Source organism: Pseudomonas fluorescens group sp. PF-69 (assembly GCF_054481235.1).
In genome coordinates this window covers 5927378-5946911 of sequence record NZ_JBTMNC010000001.1, presented here as the reverse complement: position 1 = coordinate 5946911, position 19534 = coordinate 5927378, and the positions used below count along the sequence as shown (strand labels likewise).

The 19534-nt window shown below is 60.3% G+C and carries 19 protein-coding genes and 1 pseudogene; 1 reads left to right on the top strand and 19 read right to left on the bottom strand.

The window, feature by feature from the left end:
* Positions 1 to 146 precede the first annotated feature (146 nt).
* The 10 genes and pseudogenes from ACX3YF_RS27730 to ACX3YF_RS27685 form a co-directional block, all read right to left on the bottom strand.
* Complete coding sequence (locus ACX3YF_RS27730) at positions 147 to 1589, bottom strand: catalase (protein ID WP_458974663.1); 1443 nt, start codon at positions 1587 to 1589, stop codon at positions 147 to 149.
* 135 nt (positions 1590 to 1724) lie between these two features.
* Positions 1725 to 2102: a response regulator transcription factor gene (locus ACX3YF_RS27725; RefSeq protein WP_288101170.1), complete on the bottom strand. Its 378-nt coding sequence runs from the start codon at positions 2100 to 2102 to the stop codon at positions 1725 to 1727.
* 233 nt (positions 2103 to 2335) lie between these two features.
* A complete protein-coding gene (locus tag ACX3YF_RS27720) occupies positions 2336 to 2854 on the bottom strand; it encodes a hypothetical protein (RefSeq protein WP_288101171.1) in 519 nt (172 codons plus the stop codon).
* Between the two features lie 183 nt (positions 2855 to 3037).
* Complete coding sequence (locus tag ACX3YF_RS27715; protein WP_448646332.1) at positions 3038 to 3748, bottom strand: AraC family transcriptional regulator; 711 nt, start codon at positions 3746 to 3748, stop codon at positions 3038 to 3040.
* Between the two features lie 48 nt (positions 3749 to 3796).
* Positions 3797 to 5251 (bottom strand): sensor histidine kinase, encoded by a 1455-nt coding sequence (locus ACX3YF_RS27710; RefSeq protein ID WP_458974662.1) that lies wholly within the window; start codon positions 5249 to 5251, stop codon positions 3797 to 3799.
* A 262-nt stretch (positions 5252 to 5513) separates the two neighbouring features.
* Complete coding sequence (locus ACX3YF_RS27705; protein WP_448646334.1) at positions 5514 to 5774, bottom strand: transmembrane sensor/regulator PpyR; 261 nt, start codon at positions 5772 to 5774, stop codon at positions 5514 to 5516.
* A gap of 96 nt (positions 5775 to 5870) precedes the next feature.
* Complete coding sequence (locus ACX3YF_RS27700) at positions 5871 to 7073, bottom strand: NAD(P)/FAD-dependent oxidoreductase (RefSeq protein WP_458945550.1); 1203 nt, start codon at positions 7071 to 7073, stop codon at positions 5871 to 5873.
* 223 nt (positions 7074 to 7296) lie between these two features.
* A pseudogene (locus ACX3YF_RS27695) lies at positions 7297 to 7672 on the bottom strand (response regulator transcription factor).
* Between the two features lie 97 nt (positions 7673 to 7769).
* A complete protein-coding gene (locus ACX3YF_RS27690) occupies positions 7770 to 8423 on the bottom strand; it encodes a response regulator transcription factor (RefSeq protein ID WP_458974661.1) in 654 nt (217 codons plus the stop codon).
* A 145-nt stretch (positions 8424 to 8568) separates the two neighbouring features.
* Positions 8569 to 10059, bottom strand: coding sequence for a sensor histidine kinase (locus tag ACX3YF_RS27685; RefSeq protein WP_458974660.1), 1491 nt, complete (start codon positions 10057 to 10059; stop codon positions 8569 to 8571).
* 384 nt (positions 10060 to 10443) lie between these two features.
* Here ACX3YF_RS27685 and ACX3YF_RS27680 point away from each other — a divergent pair, with 384 nt between their 5' ends.
* A complete protein-coding gene (locus tag ACX3YF_RS27680; RefSeq protein WP_458974659.1) occupies positions 10444 to 11418 on the top strand; it encodes a LysR family transcriptional regulator in 975 nt (324 codons plus the stop codon).
* On the opposite strand, the gene ACX3YF_RS27675 is transcribed toward ACX3YF_RS27680, so the two are convergent.
* The 9 genes from ACX3YF_RS27675 to ACX3YF_RS27635 all read right to left on the bottom strand — a co-directional run bounded on the left by ACX3YF_RS27675 (position 11394) and on the right by ACX3YF_RS27635 (position 19342).
* On the bottom strand, positions 11394 to 11822 hold the full coding sequence (locus ACX3YF_RS27675) for a nuclear transport factor 2 family protein (protein WP_448646339.1): 429 nt from the start codon (positions 11820 to 11822) through the stop codon (positions 11394 to 11396). The two genes, ACX3YF_RS27680 and ACX3YF_RS27675, sit on opposite strands and share 25 nt — an antisense overlap.
* 25 nt (positions 11823 to 11847) lie before the next feature.
* Positions 11848 to 12579, bottom strand: coding sequence for an SGNH/GDSL hydrolase family protein (locus tag ACX3YF_RS27670; protein WP_458945546.1), 732 nt, complete (start codon positions 12577 to 12579; stop codon positions 11848 to 11850).
* A 107-nt stretch (positions 12580 to 12686) separates the two neighbouring features.
* A complete protein-coding gene (locus tag ACX3YF_RS27665) occupies positions 12687 to 13049 on the bottom strand; it encodes a hypothetical protein (protein WP_449105199.1) in 363 nt (120 codons plus the stop codon).
* Between the two features lie 197 nt (positions 13050 to 13246).
* A complete protein-coding gene (locus ACX3YF_RS27660; RefSeq protein WP_130211194.1) occupies positions 13247 to 13816 on the bottom strand; it encodes a chorismate mutase in 570 nt (189 codons plus the stop codon).
* Between the two features lie 83 nt (positions 13817 to 13899).
* Positions 13900 to 14199 (bottom strand): DUF7693 family protein, encoded by a 300-nt coding sequence (locus tag ACX3YF_RS27655; protein WP_196585512.1) that lies wholly within the window; start codon positions 14197 to 14199, stop codon positions 13900 to 13902.
* Between the two features lie 136 nt (positions 14200 to 14335).
* Entirely contained in the window at positions 14336 to 14854 is a 519-nt protein-coding gene (locus ACX3YF_RS27650; protein ID WP_458974658.1) for a hypothetical protein, read from the bottom strand.
* A 232-nt stretch (positions 14855 to 15086) separates the two neighbouring features.
* Positions 15087 to 15929: a DUF2950 domain-containing protein gene (locus ACX3YF_RS27645; RefSeq protein WP_130211199.1), complete on the bottom strand. Its 843-nt coding sequence runs from the start codon at positions 15927 to 15929 to the stop codon at positions 15087 to 15089.
* 80 nt (positions 15930 to 16009) lie between these two features.
* The gene (locus ACX3YF_RS27640; protein ID WP_458974657.1) at positions 16010 to 17539 is read right to left on the bottom strand and encodes a DUF3300 domain-containing protein; all 1530 of its coding nucleotides are present in this window, start codon (positions 17537 to 17539) and stop codon (positions 16010 to 16012) included.
* A 246-nt stretch (positions 17540 to 17785) separates the two neighbouring features.
* A complete protein-coding gene (locus ACX3YF_RS27635; RefSeq protein ID WP_458974656.1) occupies positions 17786 to 19342 on the bottom strand; it encodes an ArnT family glycosyltransferase in 1557 nt (518 codons plus the stop codon).
* Positions 19343 to 19534 lie beyond the last annotated feature (192 nt).

The following is a 19534-nucleotide window of genomic DNA, read 5'->3' as shown; positions in this document are numbered from 1 at the left end:
TGCGCATGATAATTATTAGCAGTTGCGCGTCAAGTCGTTATCTTCATGCCCGACTGAGTCAAATGATTGCAGTCAATGCAGCGCTCACCCTCGCATCAATCGATTTCCCTGTGGCGGCGGGCTCGCCCCCACAGGTTGGGTGTGTGCTACCGATCGAGAGCGGCCAGCGCCCGGGAAACCCCTGCGCCGTAGAACGGGTCGGCCTTCGTGCAGTGGTTGATGTGGCGCTGTTGAACCGCTTGGGATACGCCGCTGAGCGAACGCGCGGTGTTTTCGAACAGCGCTTGTTTCTCCGACTCGGTCATCAAGCGGAACAGCTTGCCGGGTTGCTCGAAGTGGTCCTCATCCACACGATGATCCCAGTGCCCGGCCGCCCCCGACAGGTGCAACGGTGGCTCGCGCCAGTCGGGCTGGTCGGCCCATTGGTCCTGGCTGTTGGGCACATAGGCCAACTGTCCGCCGTAGTTGCCGTCCACGCGCATGGTGCCGTCCCGGTGGAAGCTGTGCACCGGGCAACGGGCGGCATTGACCGGAATCTGATGATGATTGACGCCCAGGCGATAGCGCGCGGCGTCACCGTAGGCGAACAGGCGCGCCTGCAACATCCGGTCAGGTGAAAAGCCGATGCCGGGCACGACGTTCGACGGGGAAAATGCAGCCTGTTCGACTTCGGCGAAGACGTTTTCCGGGTTGCGGTTGAGCTCGAAGTCACCCACCTCGATCAACGGATAATCCTTGTGCGGCCAGACTTTGGTCAGGTCGAACGGGTTGACGGCGTGGTCCCTGGCTTGTGCCTCGGACATGACCTGGATGTAAAAGGTCCACTGCGGAAAGTCGCCCGCTTCGATGCTGTCGAACAGATCCCGATGATGACTTTCCCGATCCCGGCCAATGAGATCCTGAGCTTGTTCATCGCTCAGGTTCTCGATGCCTTGCCGGGATTTGAAGGTGAACTTGACCCAATGCCGCTCGTTGTTGGCGTTGATCAGGCTGAACGTGTGGCTGCCGAAGCCGTGCATGTGCCGGTAGCTGCGCGGAATGCCGCGCTGGCTCATGACAATCGTCACCTGGTGCAAGGCTTCGGGCAGTGACGTCCAGAAATCCCAGTTGCTTTGCGCGTTGCGCATGCCGGTACGGGGATCACGCTTGACCGCGTGGTTGAGGTCCGGGAAGCGCAGCGGATCACGGAAGAAGAACACCGGGGTGTTGTTGCCCACCAGGTCCCAATTGCCTTGTTCGGTGTAGAACTTCAAGGCAAAACCCCGGATATCGCGCTCGGCATCGGCCGCGCCACGTTCGCCGGCAACCGTCGAGAACCGGGTGAAAATCGGCGTTTGCTTGCCCACTTCCGAGAACAGGCGGGCCTTGGTGTAACGCGTCACGTCGTGGGTCACGGTGAAGGTGCCGTAGGCACCGGAGCCCTTGGCATGCATGCGTCGCTCAGGGATCACTTCGCGGTCGAAGTGCGCGAGCTTTTCCAGCAGCCAGACATCCTGCAACAAGGCGGGGCCGCGTGGGCCGGCTGTCTGGATATTGAAGTTATCGGCGACAGGGGCGCCGTTGATCGAGGTTAGTTTGTTTTTTGGCATGGACTGGTCTCTTCAAGTTGATGTTTAAAGTTGCGCGGAAGATAGTCGGTTGTAACTAATTGAAGGTGTGGAAGATCCGGGTCGGTTATACGAAAGTGTTAAAGGTTGCTTGTTCTTGAAGTTGGAGGCAGAGGCTCAAGTGCGGCGTTTTTTCAATGCATTTTCAATGCACGCCACCAGTGCGTCCGTGTGGAAAGGTTTGGAGAAATATCCTTCGGGCTTTCGCACACGGGCGCTGAATGCAGGCGGCAAACCGGGCTTTCCGGTGATGAACAGCGTGGGGATATGGGTGTTTCGCGCCGCCAGCGCTTCGTACATCTGTACGCCGCACATGCCGGGCATCTGGATATCCGAAATCAGGCAGTCGGTCTGTTCAGGTCCGCTGGATTGAAGAAATGCATAGGCACTGGCGTAGGTTTTTACCGTGTAACCATAGGAACGCAATAAACTGTCCAGCGCGATAAGAATGAGTTCGTCATCATCAACAACTGAAATGATAGCTGAGTTGAACATGTAAAAACCTTGCGTCATTGCGAGTGGCGCGAAGTGGCGCCCGCCATACCGGCAAGATACGCGCTCAAAAAAAGCGGAATAGTATACTTGGGTATGTTTAATGGCTTTTCACGGGAGCAGTACCGAAGACTGCGATCATTTGAATTTCTATCGATCCTGATTCGTCTGACTATCAAAAGATCGCAGCTTGCAGCAACTTGTTGTTTGCATTCTGAAAAAGCCACCCGGGTTGTTCAGCGCAAAAGATTGTTCTCGATCAACGCGAGAAAGTACCCGTTGCGCCGAGTGCATTCTTCAAAGAAGCGTTTGCTGGCGCTGTCCTTGTTGGCGACGGCGCTCTCGCGGTAATCACGCAGCAAGGCATCGACGGCGCGCAGTCGAAGCGTCCCTTGGCCGATGCTCGCCAGGCAATCGGAAAAACACTGGGGCTCGCGAATGTCATTGAGGCTATAGAGCGCAGAGGTTTCGGTGTAGCCGCCCAGGTCGCCGATGCCGGTGGCGAGGAAGTCGGCGTAATCGGCATTGGCGCGCACCAGGCGGTTGAACAGCTGTTGGACTGGCAGGAAGCTGACGTTACGCAACGTCTGCCGTCCCCGTTCGAGCTGCGCGAGGAGGCTCAGTGCGGTGCCCATTGCGTCGGTCAATGCCTCGATGATTTCCACGCGCTCGGCCGCCGACAGGGAGGTATGCGCGCCATAGCGGCTGATGCGCAGCGGATGACTGACGATGTGCAGTTTCGATAATGCGTTCATGACAACCGTCTCCTGGCCAGCGCATCGGCGCGGTGAGTTGATCCGTTTGATGTGGCCAGCGTAAATCGACGCGTCCTCGATGACACTCCTACCTCAAGACAGCGGGCTAGCCCATGGGGCCAGGTCTTTCATACCAGGGTATGGACGATTGGCGCCCGCGAGGGTGACCTGCCGCAATGTCGATCAGGTGTTGGCGGGATACTGCGATTGCAGCAGCGGACTCCATTGTTCCTGATTGTCCGGGCGTCGGTAGTGCACCACCAGTCGCCGGGCGACCTGCATCGCCAACTCACGGCCGTCATCGGCCTCGATCAGCGCCAGGGCCAGGTCGATCCCGGCACTGACCCCGGCGCTGGTCCACACCGAATCCTGCCGGACGAAAATGGCCCCTCGGTCGAGTTCGACCTGGGGGAACAGACGCTCGAACAGGTCGGCCATCGCCCAATGGGTGGCCACGCGCAGGCCATCGAGCAAACCGGCCCGAGCCAGCAAAAAGCTGCCGCTGCACACCGACGTCGTGCGCCTGGCGGTGGCTGAAGCAATGCGCAACCAGTCCATCAACGGCGCGCTGTCGGCCATGACCTGGCGAATGTGCGCGGAGCCGGGAACGATCAGCGTATCGATCGGGCGATCGACCCACTCGTCCAGGCGTCGGGTTTCCACCACCAGACCCTCGCCGGTCTGAATCGGTCCGCCGTCCAGACTCGCGGTGTGCAGGGCATAACCGGGCAAGCCGCGTTCGTTCAGGCTGCGGGTCGCGACCCAGAAAACGGTCTGGGCACCGGTCAGGTCCAGCAGGCCCATTCGCGGATAGGCCACGAACACGACGCTGCGCGGTTGTGCTTGTGCGAGCTCGGTGCGTTCAGGGTTGCAGCTCATTGGATAGATCGACACTACAGGGTCTCCATGTCGCCGGCTCGCGGCATCGGGTGTGGATGAGGGCTATTGATCGTGTCTCAGGGCCGTCAGCGGAATCGCAAACAGGAACTGCGTCCCGACCCCCACCGTGCTGCTGACCCAGATCCGGCCGCCATGGAACTCAATGATCGAGCGACAGATCGAGAGCCCCATGCCCAGACCGTTGTGCTTGGTCGTGAAGAACGGGTCGAACAGCGACGGAAGAATGTCTTCGGCAATGCCGGTGCCGGTATCGGCGACTTCCAGCACGACTTCGTGGTCCTGCACCGAGGTGTGAATCCGCAGGGTTCGCGCTCGGTCATGCACGTTGGTCATGGCCTGGCAGGCATTGATGATCAGGTTGATGATGACCTGTTGCAGTTGCACCCGGTCGCCTTTGACATACGCGCCGGCAGCCCCCAGATGCACGTTCGGCCGCACCTGATGATTGGCGGTGTCATGTTGCATGAGAGTCAGCGAATCGTTGACGATCTCATCGAACACTTCGGCCTTGCGCTGCACATCGCTCTGGCGCGACAGCGCCCTGATGCAGGCGATGACTTTCGAAGCCCTGGTGGAGTTCTGGATGATCCGGTCCAGTGAGCGACGCGCCTCTTCGAGATTCGGTTCGGGGCGATTGATCCAGCGTTTGCAGGACTCCCCGCTGGTGCTCACCGCCGCCAGGGGTTGATTGATTTCATGGGCGATGGAAGCAGCCAGCTCGCCCATGGACGTCACCCGCGTCACATGCGCGAGTTTTGCCTGGGAGTGAAACAGCGCCTCTTCGGACTGTCGGGAAGCGGTCACGTCCATCAGCGCACCGACATATTCAAGGCGGCCACCCTGGTTTGACAGCGGGTTGGCGATCATCTGCACATGCTTGATCCGCCCATCCGGCATCAGCAGTCGATGCTCCACTTCGATCAGGTTTTCCTTGCGCGCAGCCTGTTCGAAAACGCTTTCGACAATGCTCAGGTCTTCGGGGTGGGTGCGCGCCCTGATCATGGTGGCCGTCGGTGTGACATCCATCGGGTACTCGAAAATTCGTGTGGTTTCGTCCGACCACCACACGGTTTCCTTGTCATCGAAGGTAAAGCCGATGCTGCCGGTATGGCTGAGTTTCTGGGCGCCCAAAAAGAGGGCTTCCTTGCGGCGCAACGTGTCGGTCGCGCGCTTGCTGCGCAGGGCCAGCAGGGTGATGGTGGTCAGTGCGATCAGGCAACGCACGAAACCGACGATGAGGCGGTGATCACGATAGCCTTCCTCGACAACGAAACTGGCGCTCAGCATGGCGATGCAACTCAAGGCGACAGTGAGGAAGACCGGCACAGAGAAAATGTTCGCCGACATGAATACCAGCGTGATGTAGAAGAGGGTCGGTGCGATATCCAGATCGAGGTACGAGTTGGTAATGAAAATCATGCTGCCTGCCGCAATGGCGGCCAGAAAGGCTAAGGCATCGGATAAAAAAAGTTGTTTGCAACGTTGAGTGATAGACATTTGTACTTCCAGTGTTTGCTATCGAACGGCAACTCGCACGGCCTATACCGGCAAACTCTTTGTGAGGGGCGTGAGGGGGGTGGAGCAATGGCACTACTGAAATGGGCTGTTCATCCGTCCTTTGGCGCAACTGTTCATCGGGGTTTGCGGGCGATCTGGCTTGAGAAAAAACGCCCGCCAGAAAAAACAGTGGCGGGTGCTTGGGAAAATCCCCGATCCAGCAAGGAGGGGGCTGGTCGGGATACAGGCATTGAGCTTCACATCACCGGGCGATGCCCGGCGGGTGAATGACAGACTGGCGTCGCAGCCGGTTGATCATCAGCAAGCGCAGCACGTAACCGAGTTTGATGGCTGTCGGACCGAGGATCGTCATGGCATGGGCCGCCACCAGGCTGGGCAGCGATAGATACGGGTCCAGACCATAGGCGAGCGTTGCCCCGACGAGCAGTGCAATCAACCCACCCAGCAGCAGCGCGTGGGACACCTTCAACAGCCGATGCGGATTCTCGAAAAAACCATTCATACCGGTTACCTGGGGGTTTGCGTCATGAGCTGGCGTGAGTGACCACCGCGGACGGGTTGCCGGTATGCGCCCCGGCAACCCCGCGAGGTCTGCGTCTCAAGCCACCGGAATCAGCGGGTCGGCGGCGGCCAGCGCTGCGGCACGATCAGCCGCCGGCGGATAGATCCACACGGTGTTGATCTGGGTCTTGAGTTCCTTGGCCTCGCGGCCCAACAGCTTGACCTGGCGATCCCAGCCCTCGGTGAACACCGCGCCCCAGGCACCCAGGTCCAGACAGGTCACGTACTTGGGTTGGCTGTAGGGGATCGGCGCCACGCCCAGCAGTTCGGCTGCGACGTTGTTGCCGGCGTAGCGGCCCAGGGCAATCGCATGCTGGCAGGACATCGCCGCGAAGTTGCCCAGGTCATCGGTGGCGGCATAGGCGACGTCACCGGTGGCGAACACATCGGCGTGGCCGCGCACTTTCAGGTGCTGGTCGACATGCAAGCGACCCTGATGATCACGGGTGCCCTGGATTTGCCCGGTCAGCGGGCTGGCGCGGAAGCCGACGGTCCAGATCACTGTCTTCGCCTCGATGCGCTGGCCATCGGCGAGCGTCACGCCGTTGGCATCGACCGTCGCCACGGTTGCATCGAGCACCCAGTGAATTCCCAGGTGTTGCGATGCCTCGACGATCGAGGGACGAATGGCGTCGCCCATCGCGGCGGCGATCTGTGGGCCACGGTCGACGACGATCACCCGGATATCGGCGTCGTCACCCAGGGCCTCACGCAGGCGGGCCGGCATTTCGGTCGCGGTTTCGATACCGGTGAAACCGCCGCCGGCCACCACCACGGTGTTGCGTGCCGCGCTGACCGGCAGATTCTTCAGCGACTTGATGTGGGCTTCCAGGCGTGTTGCCGCTTCAATCGAGTCAACGTCGAACGCGTGCTCAAGCATGCCATCGACCGGTGGGCGCATCAGGTGGCTGCCGGCGGCCAGCACCAGGCGGTCGTAGCTCAACTGACGCTGAACACCCTCGGCATCGGTGAAGCCGACCTGTTTGTTTTTCTCGTCGATCACCTCGGCCGAGCCCTGGACGAACTTCACCCCCACGGCGTCGAACAATTCATTCAAGGGCGCTTTCATGTTGTGCACGTTGGGTTCGTAGAAACGCGGGCGAATCCGCAACTCGGCCTGAGGAGCCAACACGGTGATCTCGACGTCATTTCGATCGTGCTGGTCCAGCAGGCGGGCAGCGCTCAGTGCGCTCCAGACACCACCGAATCCCGCACCAATTATCAAAATATGCTGTTTCATTGTTTGGCTCCTGAAGAACAAAAGGTGTTGCGATGTCAGCGCGACCGCTTTGTTTGAATGGTTGCGAAGTAACCAGGCAAAACAAAACAGACGGCCTCGGCTTGATCTGAAACAGATGTTATTAGAGGGGATATGTATCTGGCACTTCTACAAAGGGTCAGCCGGAGTATGACTAGGCATTAATAAGTTATACCAAGGTGTTAGTTGTTCGGGGTGGTCGATGTTAGTTGCATCGGCTCAAGGCCGTTTCGATACACTCGAGCAACTTTTCGGTGGAAAAGGGCTTGGGGAAAAAAAGCGATCGGTTTCATCGCGCCGGCGCTGATCGGGCGTTGTGCGTCGGGGTTTCCGGTGATGAAGATGACCGGAATGTGAAAGCCCAGGGCCGACAGTACTTCATACATTTTTATTCCGTCCATTACCGGCATCTGGATATCGGAAATCAAACAGGAAGCAGCCTCTGGACCATCGGAGAACAGGAACTCGTGGGCACTTGCGTAGGTGTGCACGCTGTATCCGCTGGAACGCAATAAACTGTCCAGTGACATTCGAACCGATTCATCATTATCGACAACGGCAATGATTTCCTTATTGCGCATAGTTGTGTCCTGCGTGGCAGCGGTAGCACTTAGAGACTGTCCGCCATCATCGCAAGATACGCCGTCCTGAATGGGTGCGCAGTATACGTGCGTATAGTCACCTGATTGCCGGCGAAGCGGAGACCACTTCGGCCATGCGCACCAGGTCGGCGAATGATCGCGCGCCCATCTTGCGCATGGCCTGGCCGCGATGGATCTTCACAGTGATTTCGCTCAAGCCGATTTCTCCGGCAATTTGCTTGTTCATCAAACCCGACGCCGCCAACGCCATGACCGTTTGCTCCCGTGCAGTCAGGGTCTGATGGCGCACACGCAAATCCTCGGCATGACGCTGGGTTTCGCGACGTTGTTTGTCTTGGGCATGGGCGGCGCACACGGCGTCGATCAAGTCCTGCTCGCGGAAGGGCTTGGTCAGGAAATCCACCGCGCCGGCCTTCATCGCCCGCACCGTCATGGCGATGTCGCCGTGCCCGGTGATAAACACGATTGGCACATTAATGCCGGCGGCGGCCAATTCCTTTTGAAAGTCCAGGCCGCTACTGCCTTGCAGCCGGACATCCAGTACCAGGCAACTGGGCGTGTCCGGTCGCTTACACTTCATGAATTCGGCCACCGAGCCGAACAACTCGACCCGCAGGCCAATGGAGCGCAACAGGCTGCCGAGGGATTCGCGCAGGGGCGCGTCGTCGTCAACGATAAAAACCATGGATTCGTTGCAGATGCTTTTATTCAGGGGATGTTGTTCGTTCATTGTTGATTCCCAAGGGAAGTGGACATACAACCGCCCTGCCGTGTTCCTTGCGATGGGCGCTACATTAAGTGCAGGCGGGGCTTGAGACACTCATACCTGTGGGCAGCCACGCCACGCCTTGGCGTGCCCCGGTCATACCTTTGTATCAGATGGCCGCTGCGTAGCCGGCGTCGTTGGCGACCCGTATCGGCAGGGCAAACAGAAACGAGCTGCCCTGGCCGGCGGCGCTGGTGGCCCAGAGCCGCCCTTCGTGGAAATCGATGATCGAGCGGCAAATGGAAAGCCCCATGCCCAAGCCGTTTTCCTTGGTGGTGAAGAACGGCGTGAACAATTGCGCCAGCACATCGGAGGCGATGCCCGGGCCTTGATCGGTCACCTCCAGCACCGCCTCGTTGTCCCTCACCCAGGTGCGTATGCACAGCGCCCGTTCGTTGGGGTCGATGGCGTCCATGGCTTGGCACGCGTTGATGATCAGGTTGATGATGACTTGCTGCAGCTGGACGCGATCGGCACTGACCTGGGCGCCGAAAGCGGCGAGCTCGATTTGCGGGGTGATCTTGTGGTGGGCCAATTCGTATCGGACCAGGCCCAGGGTCTCGCTGACGATGTCGTTGAGCGATTCGTTGCGCCGCAGCGGGTCGCACTGGCGGGCCAGGGCCCTGATCCGGCGCGTGACCTCGCTGGCGCGGTTGGCGCTGGCGATGATCCGCTCCAGTGCCAGGCGTGCTTCGACCAGATCGGGCTGCGGTCGGCTCAACCAATTGCGGCAGGCTTCGCCGCTGCTGTTGATCGCCGCCAGCGGTTGATTGACTTCATGGGCGATGGACGCCGCCAACTCGCCGAGCGACGTCACACGGGTGACATGGGCCAACTGGGTCTGGGCACGGCAGAGTGCTTCTTCAGCTTGCCTGCTGGCGGTCACGTCCATCAACGCGCCCAGGTATTCAAAACACCCGTGCCGGGTCAAGAGCGGGGTGGCGAACAGGTGCAAATGCTTGATGCGCCCGTCGGGCATCAACAGGCGGTGTTTGACCTCGATCAGGGTTTCATGGCGTGCAGCCTTTTCGAAACCGGCCAATAGAAGGGGCAGGTCATCGGGGTGCGTGCGCGACAGCAACAAAGGCACAGAAGGGCGCGCGTCCACCGGAAACTCAAGTATCTGCGCGGCCTGTTCCGACCAGGAAATTCTCCCAAGGTCTGCGCGAAAGCCGAAACAAGCGGTCTGGGTCAGGCGCTGGGCACCGACCATGTAGACCTCCTTGTGACGCAGGTTGTCGGAGACCTGTTTGCTGCGCAGCGCCAGAAAGGTAATCGCCGCCAGTACGGCCAGACTGTGCAGCAATTGCGTGGTCCAATCCCAGCTGTGAAACCCGCCCTGATAAAGGTACATCGACGTCAGCACCCCCATGCAGAACAACGCGACGATGATCACCGCGCTGATCGAAAACAGGTTGATGACCATCAGCAGTAACACGATGTAAAGCGTAGTGGCGGGGAGGTCAGTCCGGGTTTCGGCGTTGCTCAATATCCCGCTCGCCACCATCAGACCCAACAGCCACACCAGCGTGTGTTCCAGCGGCTTGAGGTTGATGCCGGTCAGTAGGCGAGAAGTCCTTTGGCCTGTTTTGTACAGCATCTTGCTGCAGGTTCCTTTCAGGAAGAGATGCGCGCTGCGTGCATGGGCAGGCTTTTCGGTTCGGGTTTCGATCATGCGCGCCTCGGTTTTTTTTCGGCTGGGGGCGGAGAATCGGTTCAGTATCCTAGGAGCGCGCCCGCCCATTCCGTTAGGACAAAAAACCCGAAAAAACTGCCATGACGATGTCGCGCCTGCCGTTCGCTGAGTTCGTGCAAGTCATTAATCACATTGGTTTTTTTCGTTGACGCTATACCGGGGTATCAGCGTGCCCACCTAACGCATGATCGTGATGTCCCCCTGTACGACAGACGTTTTTCATCCGCCGCCATAACCTGTTCACGCCACTTCCCGAACTCAATGGCCACGTGCCGGGTAGTAAACCTCATGAACAGAAACGACCTGCGTCGTGCCGATATCAACCTTCTGGTGGTCTTCGAGACAATGATGCATGAGCGAAATGTCACCCGCGTCAGCAAAAAACTGTTCCTCGGGCAACCCGCCATCAGCGGCGCCCTGAGCCGTTTGCGGGTGTTGTTCGATGACCCGTTGTTCATTCGTTCGGGACGGGTGATGGAGCCGACCGCACGGGCCGAGGAAATCTTCGCCAATCTGGCTCCGGCCCTGGACGGCATCGCCTCGGCATTGAGCCGTTGCCAGTCCTTCGATCCGTTGACCAGCGACGCGAGCTTTCATATCGGGCTTTCCGACGACGTCGAATACGCGCTGTTGCCGCGACTGTTACGACAGCTGCGTGTCGAGGCGCCGAACAGCACCTTGATCGTGCATCGCGTCGATCAGCAGCAGATGTCGCAACGGTTGACGAATGGCGACATCTCCTTGGGCATCAGCCACATCCTGGATCTGCCGGCCAACGCGCACCGCAAAGGCTTGCGGCCGATCCGGCCGATGTTGCTGCGGGCCGACACCCGATCCGGTCCGCTGGGCCTGGAGGAGTTTTGTCGCCGGCCTCATGCGGTGGTGTCGTCCATGGGCAATGCCATGGATGGCACCGACCACGCCCTTGGCCTGCTGGGCCGGCAACGCAAAGTCGTGCTGACCGTCCCGCAGTTCAGCACATTGCCGGTGTTGCTGGCGCAAAGCGACATGCTGGCCGTGGTGCCGGATTACGTCGCCAGAGCCATGACGTCTGTCGGGGGGATGAGGGCCGAGTCGGCGCCGCTGTCACTGCCGACCCGGGAACTTTCCATTGCCTGGCGCGCGGCGGTGCACAACGATCCTGGCCAGCGCTGGTTACGCTCGCGTTGCTGCGCGTTTCTTGGCGAACCGGTCGAATTGCAGGTGGTGCCGACCTATCGACCGGCGTTGCGCCATGATCAGGCCTTGCTGGCGGCCAGGTAAGCGCCCAGGCGTCGTCCCATTTCCTCGCCCAGGGCCTGCAAGCCACTGAGCGGACGAACCATCACCTCGAACTCAACGATTTTTCCCTGCTCGTTGAAGCGGATCAGGTCGATGCCTTTGAGCTGTTTCTCGCCGACCCTGGCGCTGAATTCCAGCACCACATTCAAGCCGTCGGCGGTGGCCAATTCGCGGTGGTAGGCAAAGTCCTGAAAGACGTTGAACACCGTGTTGAGAATCATCGAGACCACCGGTGCCCCGGGATACGGCGTGTGCGCCATGGGCGAGCGGAACACCGCGTTGGGGTCGAGCAAACCGGGCAGGGCACTGAGGTCGCCGCTGCGGATCATCGCGTGCCACTGCTCCAGGGACGCGGCGGCGTCGGCTTGCAGTTTCAGTTCAGACATTTTCAACTCCTTTTTTTGTTGTTGTTCAAACCTTGCCTGATGCGGTTTCTCGACGGCGCCGGGTAATGGCCTCGACGGCATCGTCCGCCCACACACTGTAGATCGCCGGGCCGGGATGAAAACCATCCCGCGCCATCGAACCGGCCACGGGCGCCAGGCGGGTGGTCAGCATCGTACAGTGATCGTTGCCAGTCGCCAGCCCGGCGAGCCGTGTATTGAAACGCGCCGCCCGATTGCCCAGGTACCAGCGCAGCGGCTGCGGCAATGCTGGAAACAGGTGCATGGGTGGAAGAGGGGACATGACGACCTGCGTCGCCGCGAATTTATCGCGCAGCACATCGATCAACCGCTGTTGCAGGGTGATCCACTGATCGACCGACAACGTGCTGGTGACATCGTTGACGCCAATGGACAGCAGCACCACATCGAAGGGTTGCGGCGGGTGCTGTTCGAGCAGATCCAGCAGCGTCCGCGAGTCCAGGCCGGAGCGCGCCCAGAGCTTCCAGAGCACCCGATGATCCTTGGCCAGACGGCTGACCACTTGACCGCTCAGGGCTTCGGTCTGAGTCGATGCGCCGACACCGGCAGCGGCGCTATCACCCAGAATCAGCACACGAAGGTCCTTGCCGGAGCCCGCCACACCTTCGCGCTCGCCCTCGGCCTCCGGGAGCTTTGGCGTAACCCGCCGGGTGTGCGCACCCTGCATGAGTAACAAGGGGCCGAGCAGGATGTGGGCCAGCGTTTCAATCTTGCTCATGCCGAGGCTCCTGAGAGAAGAGCCATAGATTCGCTTAAAAATCGCCCACGAAAAAGCCCGGCTGATCAGGCCGGGCTTTTTGCGGGTATTGCGGTGAGGCGATGTGTTCAGGCGACGGTGTTGCCTTGCAGACGGTCGGAGCCATCGGCAGCGACAGTGTTGCCTTGCAGACGGTCGGAGCCATCGGCAGCGACAGTGTTGCCTTGCAGACGGTCGGAGCCATCGGCAGCGACGGTGTTGCCTTGCAGGCGGTCGGAGCCATCGGCGGCGACGGTGTTGCCTTGCAGACGGTCCGAACCATCGGCGGCGACGCGGTTTTCGATCAGGCGGTCAGAGCCACCTTCAGCCACACGGCTTTCAATCAGGCGATCCGAGCCGCCTTCAGCGACTACAGGTTGAGCAGAGGTGGCGGCAAAAGCGTTCACTGCAAAGATCGAAAAAGCGATGCTGAGGATGGTTTGGCGTTTCATGATCGTGTGCTCCAGGGGTGTTGTTTGTTGGGTATGGAGCCCATGTTACGCCGCGGATTTTTTAAGAGAACTTCATTGAGTCAATGGTGACTATCGACGCAGTCAATGAATGGACCAAGGCGCTTTGTGCAGTCACTGGCTTGCCGGCGATGGCCATCTCAAGGGCGCCATCGCCATCCCGCTGGATATCGCTGGCCTCATTGCTCAGCGATACAAAGCTCCCCGGTGGCGCGTATCAGCGCCTGGCCATGCAGCGCATCCTTGATCAGGCCGGAACGCTGGGCGGCCAACCAGGCCGGGCAGTCCGGGTCCACGCGATAAGGCGCGAAATCGGCGTATTGCTGCAACAGTCGGTTTTGCAATTCGTCCAGTTGTGGCCTGATTTTATTGAGGTCCGGCCGTGGCACGTCAGGCGCCTTGCTCGCCGCTTGCCACTGCGCCAGCAAGCCGTACTGCACCAGTTTGTTGGCTTCGATCTGGGCGGCGATCAACTCGGCTGCGTCCTCCGGGTCCACTTTGTGTTCGATCGCCTGCCGGCGGGCATTGGCGATGACCAGCGTCTCCCGGGCGGTATCCTGGATCGGCTTGCCACTGTCCCATTTGGTCAGTGCCACCTGATCAGCAAGATTCAAGCGCTCGTTGATCGTGGCCAGCAGCGGTTGCAACGCATCGGGTGCCGGGGTGGGAGCAGCGGCCTGGGTGCCGCTGGCGAGAACGCCAAGCAGGGCTCCCGTCAGCAACTGTGAAAGGCGTGGAAAGTGGAGCATAAGCAGACCTCATCGGGCGCGGAGTTCATACAGAGGTGTTATGTAGCACAGGCGCGCCGAACGAACGAGTGGTCGCGGCGCAATCAAGCGGACTCAGGCCCGGCCAGCCGCCGCTCAATCTGCGCCAGTTCCCAAGTGCTGAGCAGACTCACCGGGTCGGTGCCGTAACGCTGCCAACCGGCGAGCGTCCGACCGTCCGAGCTGAGGCAATGCAGGCAGTGGCGCAGCTGATGCGCCTCGACCTCCAGCGTCAGGCGCCAACCCTCGATGTCTACCTGCAGCTGGCCGGCCACGGCTTGTTCGTCCAGGCGCTTTAATGTGCGAATGCCTTGGGCGACGTCACGTAATTGCTGATAAACCTCGCGGGCGGTCAAGGGGGGCACAAGTGTCTCCGACAGATACAGGGCAGGGGGGAATGGGGTGGCACAGGATAATCGATCAAGCACAAAACGGGTGCCCATGAAAAAGCCCGGCTGATCAGGCCGGGCTTTTTGCGGGTATTGCGATGAGGCGATGTGTTCAGGCGACGGTGTTGCCTTGCAGACGATCCGAGCCATCGGCAGCGACAGTGTTGCCTTGCAGGCGGTCGGAGCCATCGGCAGCGATAGCGTTGCCTTGCAGGCGGTCGGAGCCATCGGCAGCGACAGTGTTGCCTTGCAGGCGGTCGGAGCCATCGGCAGCGACAGTGTTGCCTTGCAGGCGGTCGGAGCCATCGGCGGCGACGGTGTTGCCTTGCAGGCGGTCGGAGCCATCGGCAGCGACAGTGTTGCCTTGCAGGCGGTCGGAGCCATCGGCAGCGACGGTGTTGCCTTGCAGACGGTCGGAGCCATCGGCGGCGACGGTGTTGCCTTGCAGACGGTCGGAGCCATCGGCAGCGACGCGGTTTTCGATCAGGCGGTCCGAGCCACCTTCAGCCACACGGCTTTCAATCAGACGATCCGAGCCGCCTTCAGCGACTACAGGTTGAGCAGAGGTGGCGGCAAAAGCGTTCACTGCAAAGATCGAAAAAGCGATGCTGAGGATGGTTTGGCGTTTCATGATCGTGTGCTCCAGGGGTGTTGTTTGTTGGGTATGGAGCCCATGTTACGCCGCGGATTTTTTAAGAGAACTTCATTGAGTCAATGATGACTATCGACGTAGTCAATGACTGTACGGCGGCGCTTTATGCAGGCGTCGGCTCGTTTTTTTCAAGTGCCCCCCGGTACAGATATCACCGCGCAATCGCCAACTACGAGTACCCGTCAACAACCTGCCGCGCATGACACCTGAATCAATCCGGCTGCTCGTCATCCGCAGGCACCAACTTCCAACTGTCATCCGGATCAAACAGCTTCATCGACTGCGCCAGCTTCTCACCGTCGGGTCCCAGGTCTTTCTCGAATACCTGACCGTCATGGCTGATCATGAAACTCATCACGCCGCTCTCGCCGTACTTCGCCGGCCAGGCGATCAGTGCAAAGCCCCGGCTCATCTTGTCGCCGATCAGGTAGCTATAGGCGCCGCCCGGCGCCGAAGGGCCCTGGCCATCGAGGATGCGGAAGCGGTAGCCATGCCAGTCCTGGCCGGCAATGGTCTTGCCGAACTCGGGGCCCAGCGGGCTGATCTGACCACTGTTGTCGTCCGCCCAGTAGAGCCCGTCGTGCTGGCCCGGGGTACTGAAGATTTTCTGCGCGTATTCAAGTGCGCCGTCACCGTCACGGTCCACTGACGCGTAGTCCATCTGGGCGTCGTGATAAGCCAGCGCCGATTGCACCGCGGCGAGTTCGTTGCGACCAATTTGACGAGCGCGGATCTCGGCGTTGCCGGCCTTGATGTCGAAGCGCCAACCCTGCGCGCTTTTGACCAGGGGAATAGGCAATGTCCAGTGGTCACTTCCTACCGACAGAATCGCCTTGCCGTCGCTGGTTTTCTCAATGCTGTGTTGCTCGCGGTAATGCTTCAAGAACGCATCCACATCCTTGCGCTCCGCGCCTTCGCGCGGGATGTAGGTGCGCCATTCGTTGCCCAGCAGCTCGGTCAGGCGTTTCTGATCGGCGTGTTTTGTGCCCAGGGCTTCGACGAACGCCTGGGCGGCCTTTTCCGGGGTCGGAAATGCCTGCTGCGCCATGACCATGCATGACCAGGCCAAACCGGCCGTGATCGCCAGGGCATGACCCAGCAGGCCCTTGAAAACCGGTACTCGAGGATGGTTATTCAACGGCGGCCCCCCCTTTGACGCGCTGGTGGAGTGGACGGCCGACTGATCTGTTGACCGGCTGAACGCGAAGCGCTGGGACGCTGGACGGATGCCTGACTGGCCCGGCCACGACTGGCTTGCTGGTTGGCCTGGGACGGCGAGCGCGCGCCGGCGAAGGCATTGTCGCGGGCACTGCCCCGGCTGGCGGGCTTCGCGGCCGGCCGGTTTTGCGTGGTCTGGCGTGCCTGTGCATTGCCCTGTGCGCGTTGATTGCCTTGCGCGTTCTCTTTTCTGGGCTGCTGATTGTCCCGAGTATTCCTGGCCGTGCCCTGGCTTCTGTCAGCCGCTTGCGGTCTATCCGTGGCCTTGGACCTGTCGGCTGCCTTGGGCCTGTCTGCACCGGCTTGCAACCGATTGCCCGAGTCTCGCGCCTGGGCTTCGCGGGCCCGATCCCGGGCTTCGAGGTTGCTGGTGGCGGGGCGTTCGATGCCGTGTTTGTCCATCGAGCTACGGGCCTTCTCACGCGCCTGGGCACGCTGGGCATCGTCCCCCCGGTAGGCCTGACGCTGATTGGCACCGTCCAGTTGACGGCCGTACTGTTCGCGGCTTCTGGTGTCTCGATAGGGCACGCCATTGCGATGCACGGGGTTGTGCTGCCAGCTGTTATTGGTGATTCGGTTGTTGCCGTTGATGTTGTTGTAGCGATTGACGTTGATGTCGACGTCGTTATTGCCCCAGTCGCATTCCCCCCACAACGCGCCGACGATTGCCACACCGGTCCCGAACGCCAGCCCGGCCATCAACGCCTGACCGGGGTAATAGGCCGGTGGCGGTGGATAGTAGGCCGGCGGCGACGCTGGATAAGGCCAGGTGCCGTAGGTGGTGGTCGGGTTATAGGTGGGGACGTACACCACCTGCGGATCGGCGGGCTGAATGATGATGGTGGAGCTGCTGGCAGGGGCCGGAGCGGGGGCCGAACTCGTCGCGGCGGGTGCCGGTGCCGGGGCGGGTGCCGCCACATTCTGGATCGTCACGTTCTGATACTGGTTGCTCTGCAGGTTGCCGGCGGCTTGCGCCTGACGACGCAAGCGTTGCACCCCCTCCATGACCTCGTCCGGTTGTGCCAGGAAGGCATCACCCAAGCGCTGAACCCACACCGGGTCCTGTCCCAGCGTCGCCAGCACCTGGGGGAAGGCGACCAGCGCCTGCACACTGGGGTCCCATGGCTGGTTTGCCACTTGCTTGACCGCGTCATCGCCCTTGGCGTCCGGATTGGCTTTCGACCAGGTGACCGCTTCGGCGACTTCCCCGGGGTAGGTCGTGGCCATCAGTACCTGTGCCAGCAGCGGGTCCGGGTAAAGCGCGATGGGCGCCAGCATCTGATCCAGTTGCTCCTGGGTAAACACGGCATCTTTCGCGGGCGCCGGGACCGGCGTGCCGGGGGCAGGGTTGGCGGTGGGGGTGGCGGTCTCTGCGGTCTGCGCAATGCAGGGCGCGCCGCTCAAAAACAGGAACGCTGACAACGCATAAAGAATTGGAAGACGCATCGCAGCTCCCTGTGATCTGGCGATTGGAAAGGAGTGGATCAATGCCAGGGAGGTGACAGCGGACTTTGCAAGCCACAGACCTCGATGCCGTCCAGTAATAGTAGCAAACAAAAAATATCTGCCACTGAGATCGGCGGCGCAGCGAGGGAGGGACTGACTGCGCGGTAAGCAGGTGGGCGCCAGATGGGGCAGTCGGCCGACTACCCCGAAAATCCACGAAGGTTATGCACGCGGAAAAGAGGGGCCTCAGTCGCCCGTTTTCACCTTGGGAATGTACGCGGCACTGCCGGATTCATGGGCGTGAAACAGGCGGGCGCCGTTGTCGGGCCTGGTGGTGATCAACTGATGATCGGCAGTCAGATATCCCAGCGGCAACCGATTGATGTTTTCGTACTGTTCGAAAATGATCGTGCGTTCGGGATTCCAGCGCTCGCCACTTTTCTTCTCCAGCCACGCCATGAGCGCCGTGCTGTCACCGGTTTTTGGGAGGTCCGAGTCCGGCAGTACGTAGTAGAACGGTGAGCCGTGGTTTTGCAGGTACATGGGCAACTTGTTGTCGACGTCTACCAGCACCAGGCGCCATTCGTTCCATGGCGCCGTTTTGCTGGCTTCGGCACGCACATCCCTGGTGAACTGCATGACGCCGCCGTCTCCGTCGTTGGTCCAGGGGTAGACGACACCCAGAATCAACCATAAAAAAACCGCCGCACCGGCAATACCCTTGGTCCAGCCAGGGCCGCTGACTTTACCGGCAGCCTCGCGTTCGGCCATGCGCCGGGTGACCCACCAGGCCGCCAGCAACTGGGCAAACGGCACCAGCGGCAATACGTAATAACTGCGCCGGCTGCCACTGGCGGTGAAGAACAGGAACAACAACCCCAGGCCGCCGATCAGCCAGCGAACGTTGGGCTCGGTGTGCTTCCAACTGCGCACGGCCACCCACAGGCCGAGTATCCAGCAGGGAGCCCAGGGCAGGGTGTAGACCGGCAGATAAAGCAGATAGGTGTAGATCGGGCCAAATTGGTCGAAAGGCTGAAAGAATCGGACCACATTTTCCCGAAAGACCAGCGCAAGCCCGCTCTCTCCATAGGTTGGCGTGCCATAGCGATGCGACAGCAGGAACGGCAGCATATAGAACGCACCCGCCACCAGAATCGCCAGGCACAGGCGTGGATTGAGATGGTTTTTCCAGCGCCCTTCGCCCAACAGGTGCGGCAGCAGGATAAGCCCGGGAAGAATGAACCCGATCAAACCCTTGAACAGCGAGGTCAGCGCCAGTATCAGGAGAAATACGATGTAGCGACTCAGGCGCGTGTCGTTGGGGCCGCGCCAATACCACCAGACCGCGCCCAGAACACCGCAAACCGTGAGGATGTCCGCCGTGGCGACCCGAGCCCAGAACACGAAAAAGAACGTCGTTGCCAGAAACCAGCCAGCGATCAGGCCCGTGCCTTTGCGATACAACTGTTCGCCGATCAGGTAGACCAGCCAGACGCTCAGCCACGCCGACAAGACCGAGGGCAGGCGTAGAGACCAGTGCCCGAGGCCACCCATCAAGTGGGCCGTGGCCGTGATCAACCAATAGGAGGGCAGTGGCTTGTCGTAATAGGGCATGCCCTTGAGATAAGGGTCGAAATAATCGCCAGTTTGCAACATTTGCAGGGCGATGTTGGCCCAACGGGTTTCCGGGCCCCAAAGCTCTCTGGCGCCCAGCCCGAAAAGCAACAAGAGCGCGGACATGCCCAGCAAAAGTAACAGCGCACCCTGATCACTTTTCAGAAAGCTGACTAACGATTTTTTCATGAGTTTTTCGCGCGTTGCGCTCACCGTGACGTCGGCGAAGCGGCTGAATCGTCAAGGCTATCGGTTGAAATGTGATGGAATTGTCAGTAGATCGCGAACAAATCATTGGTTGCGATTCAAGTCCAGTTAACACATGCATTAATGCAGGGCTGTGAACAACGGCATGAACAATTGTTCATGTAAGAACATTAG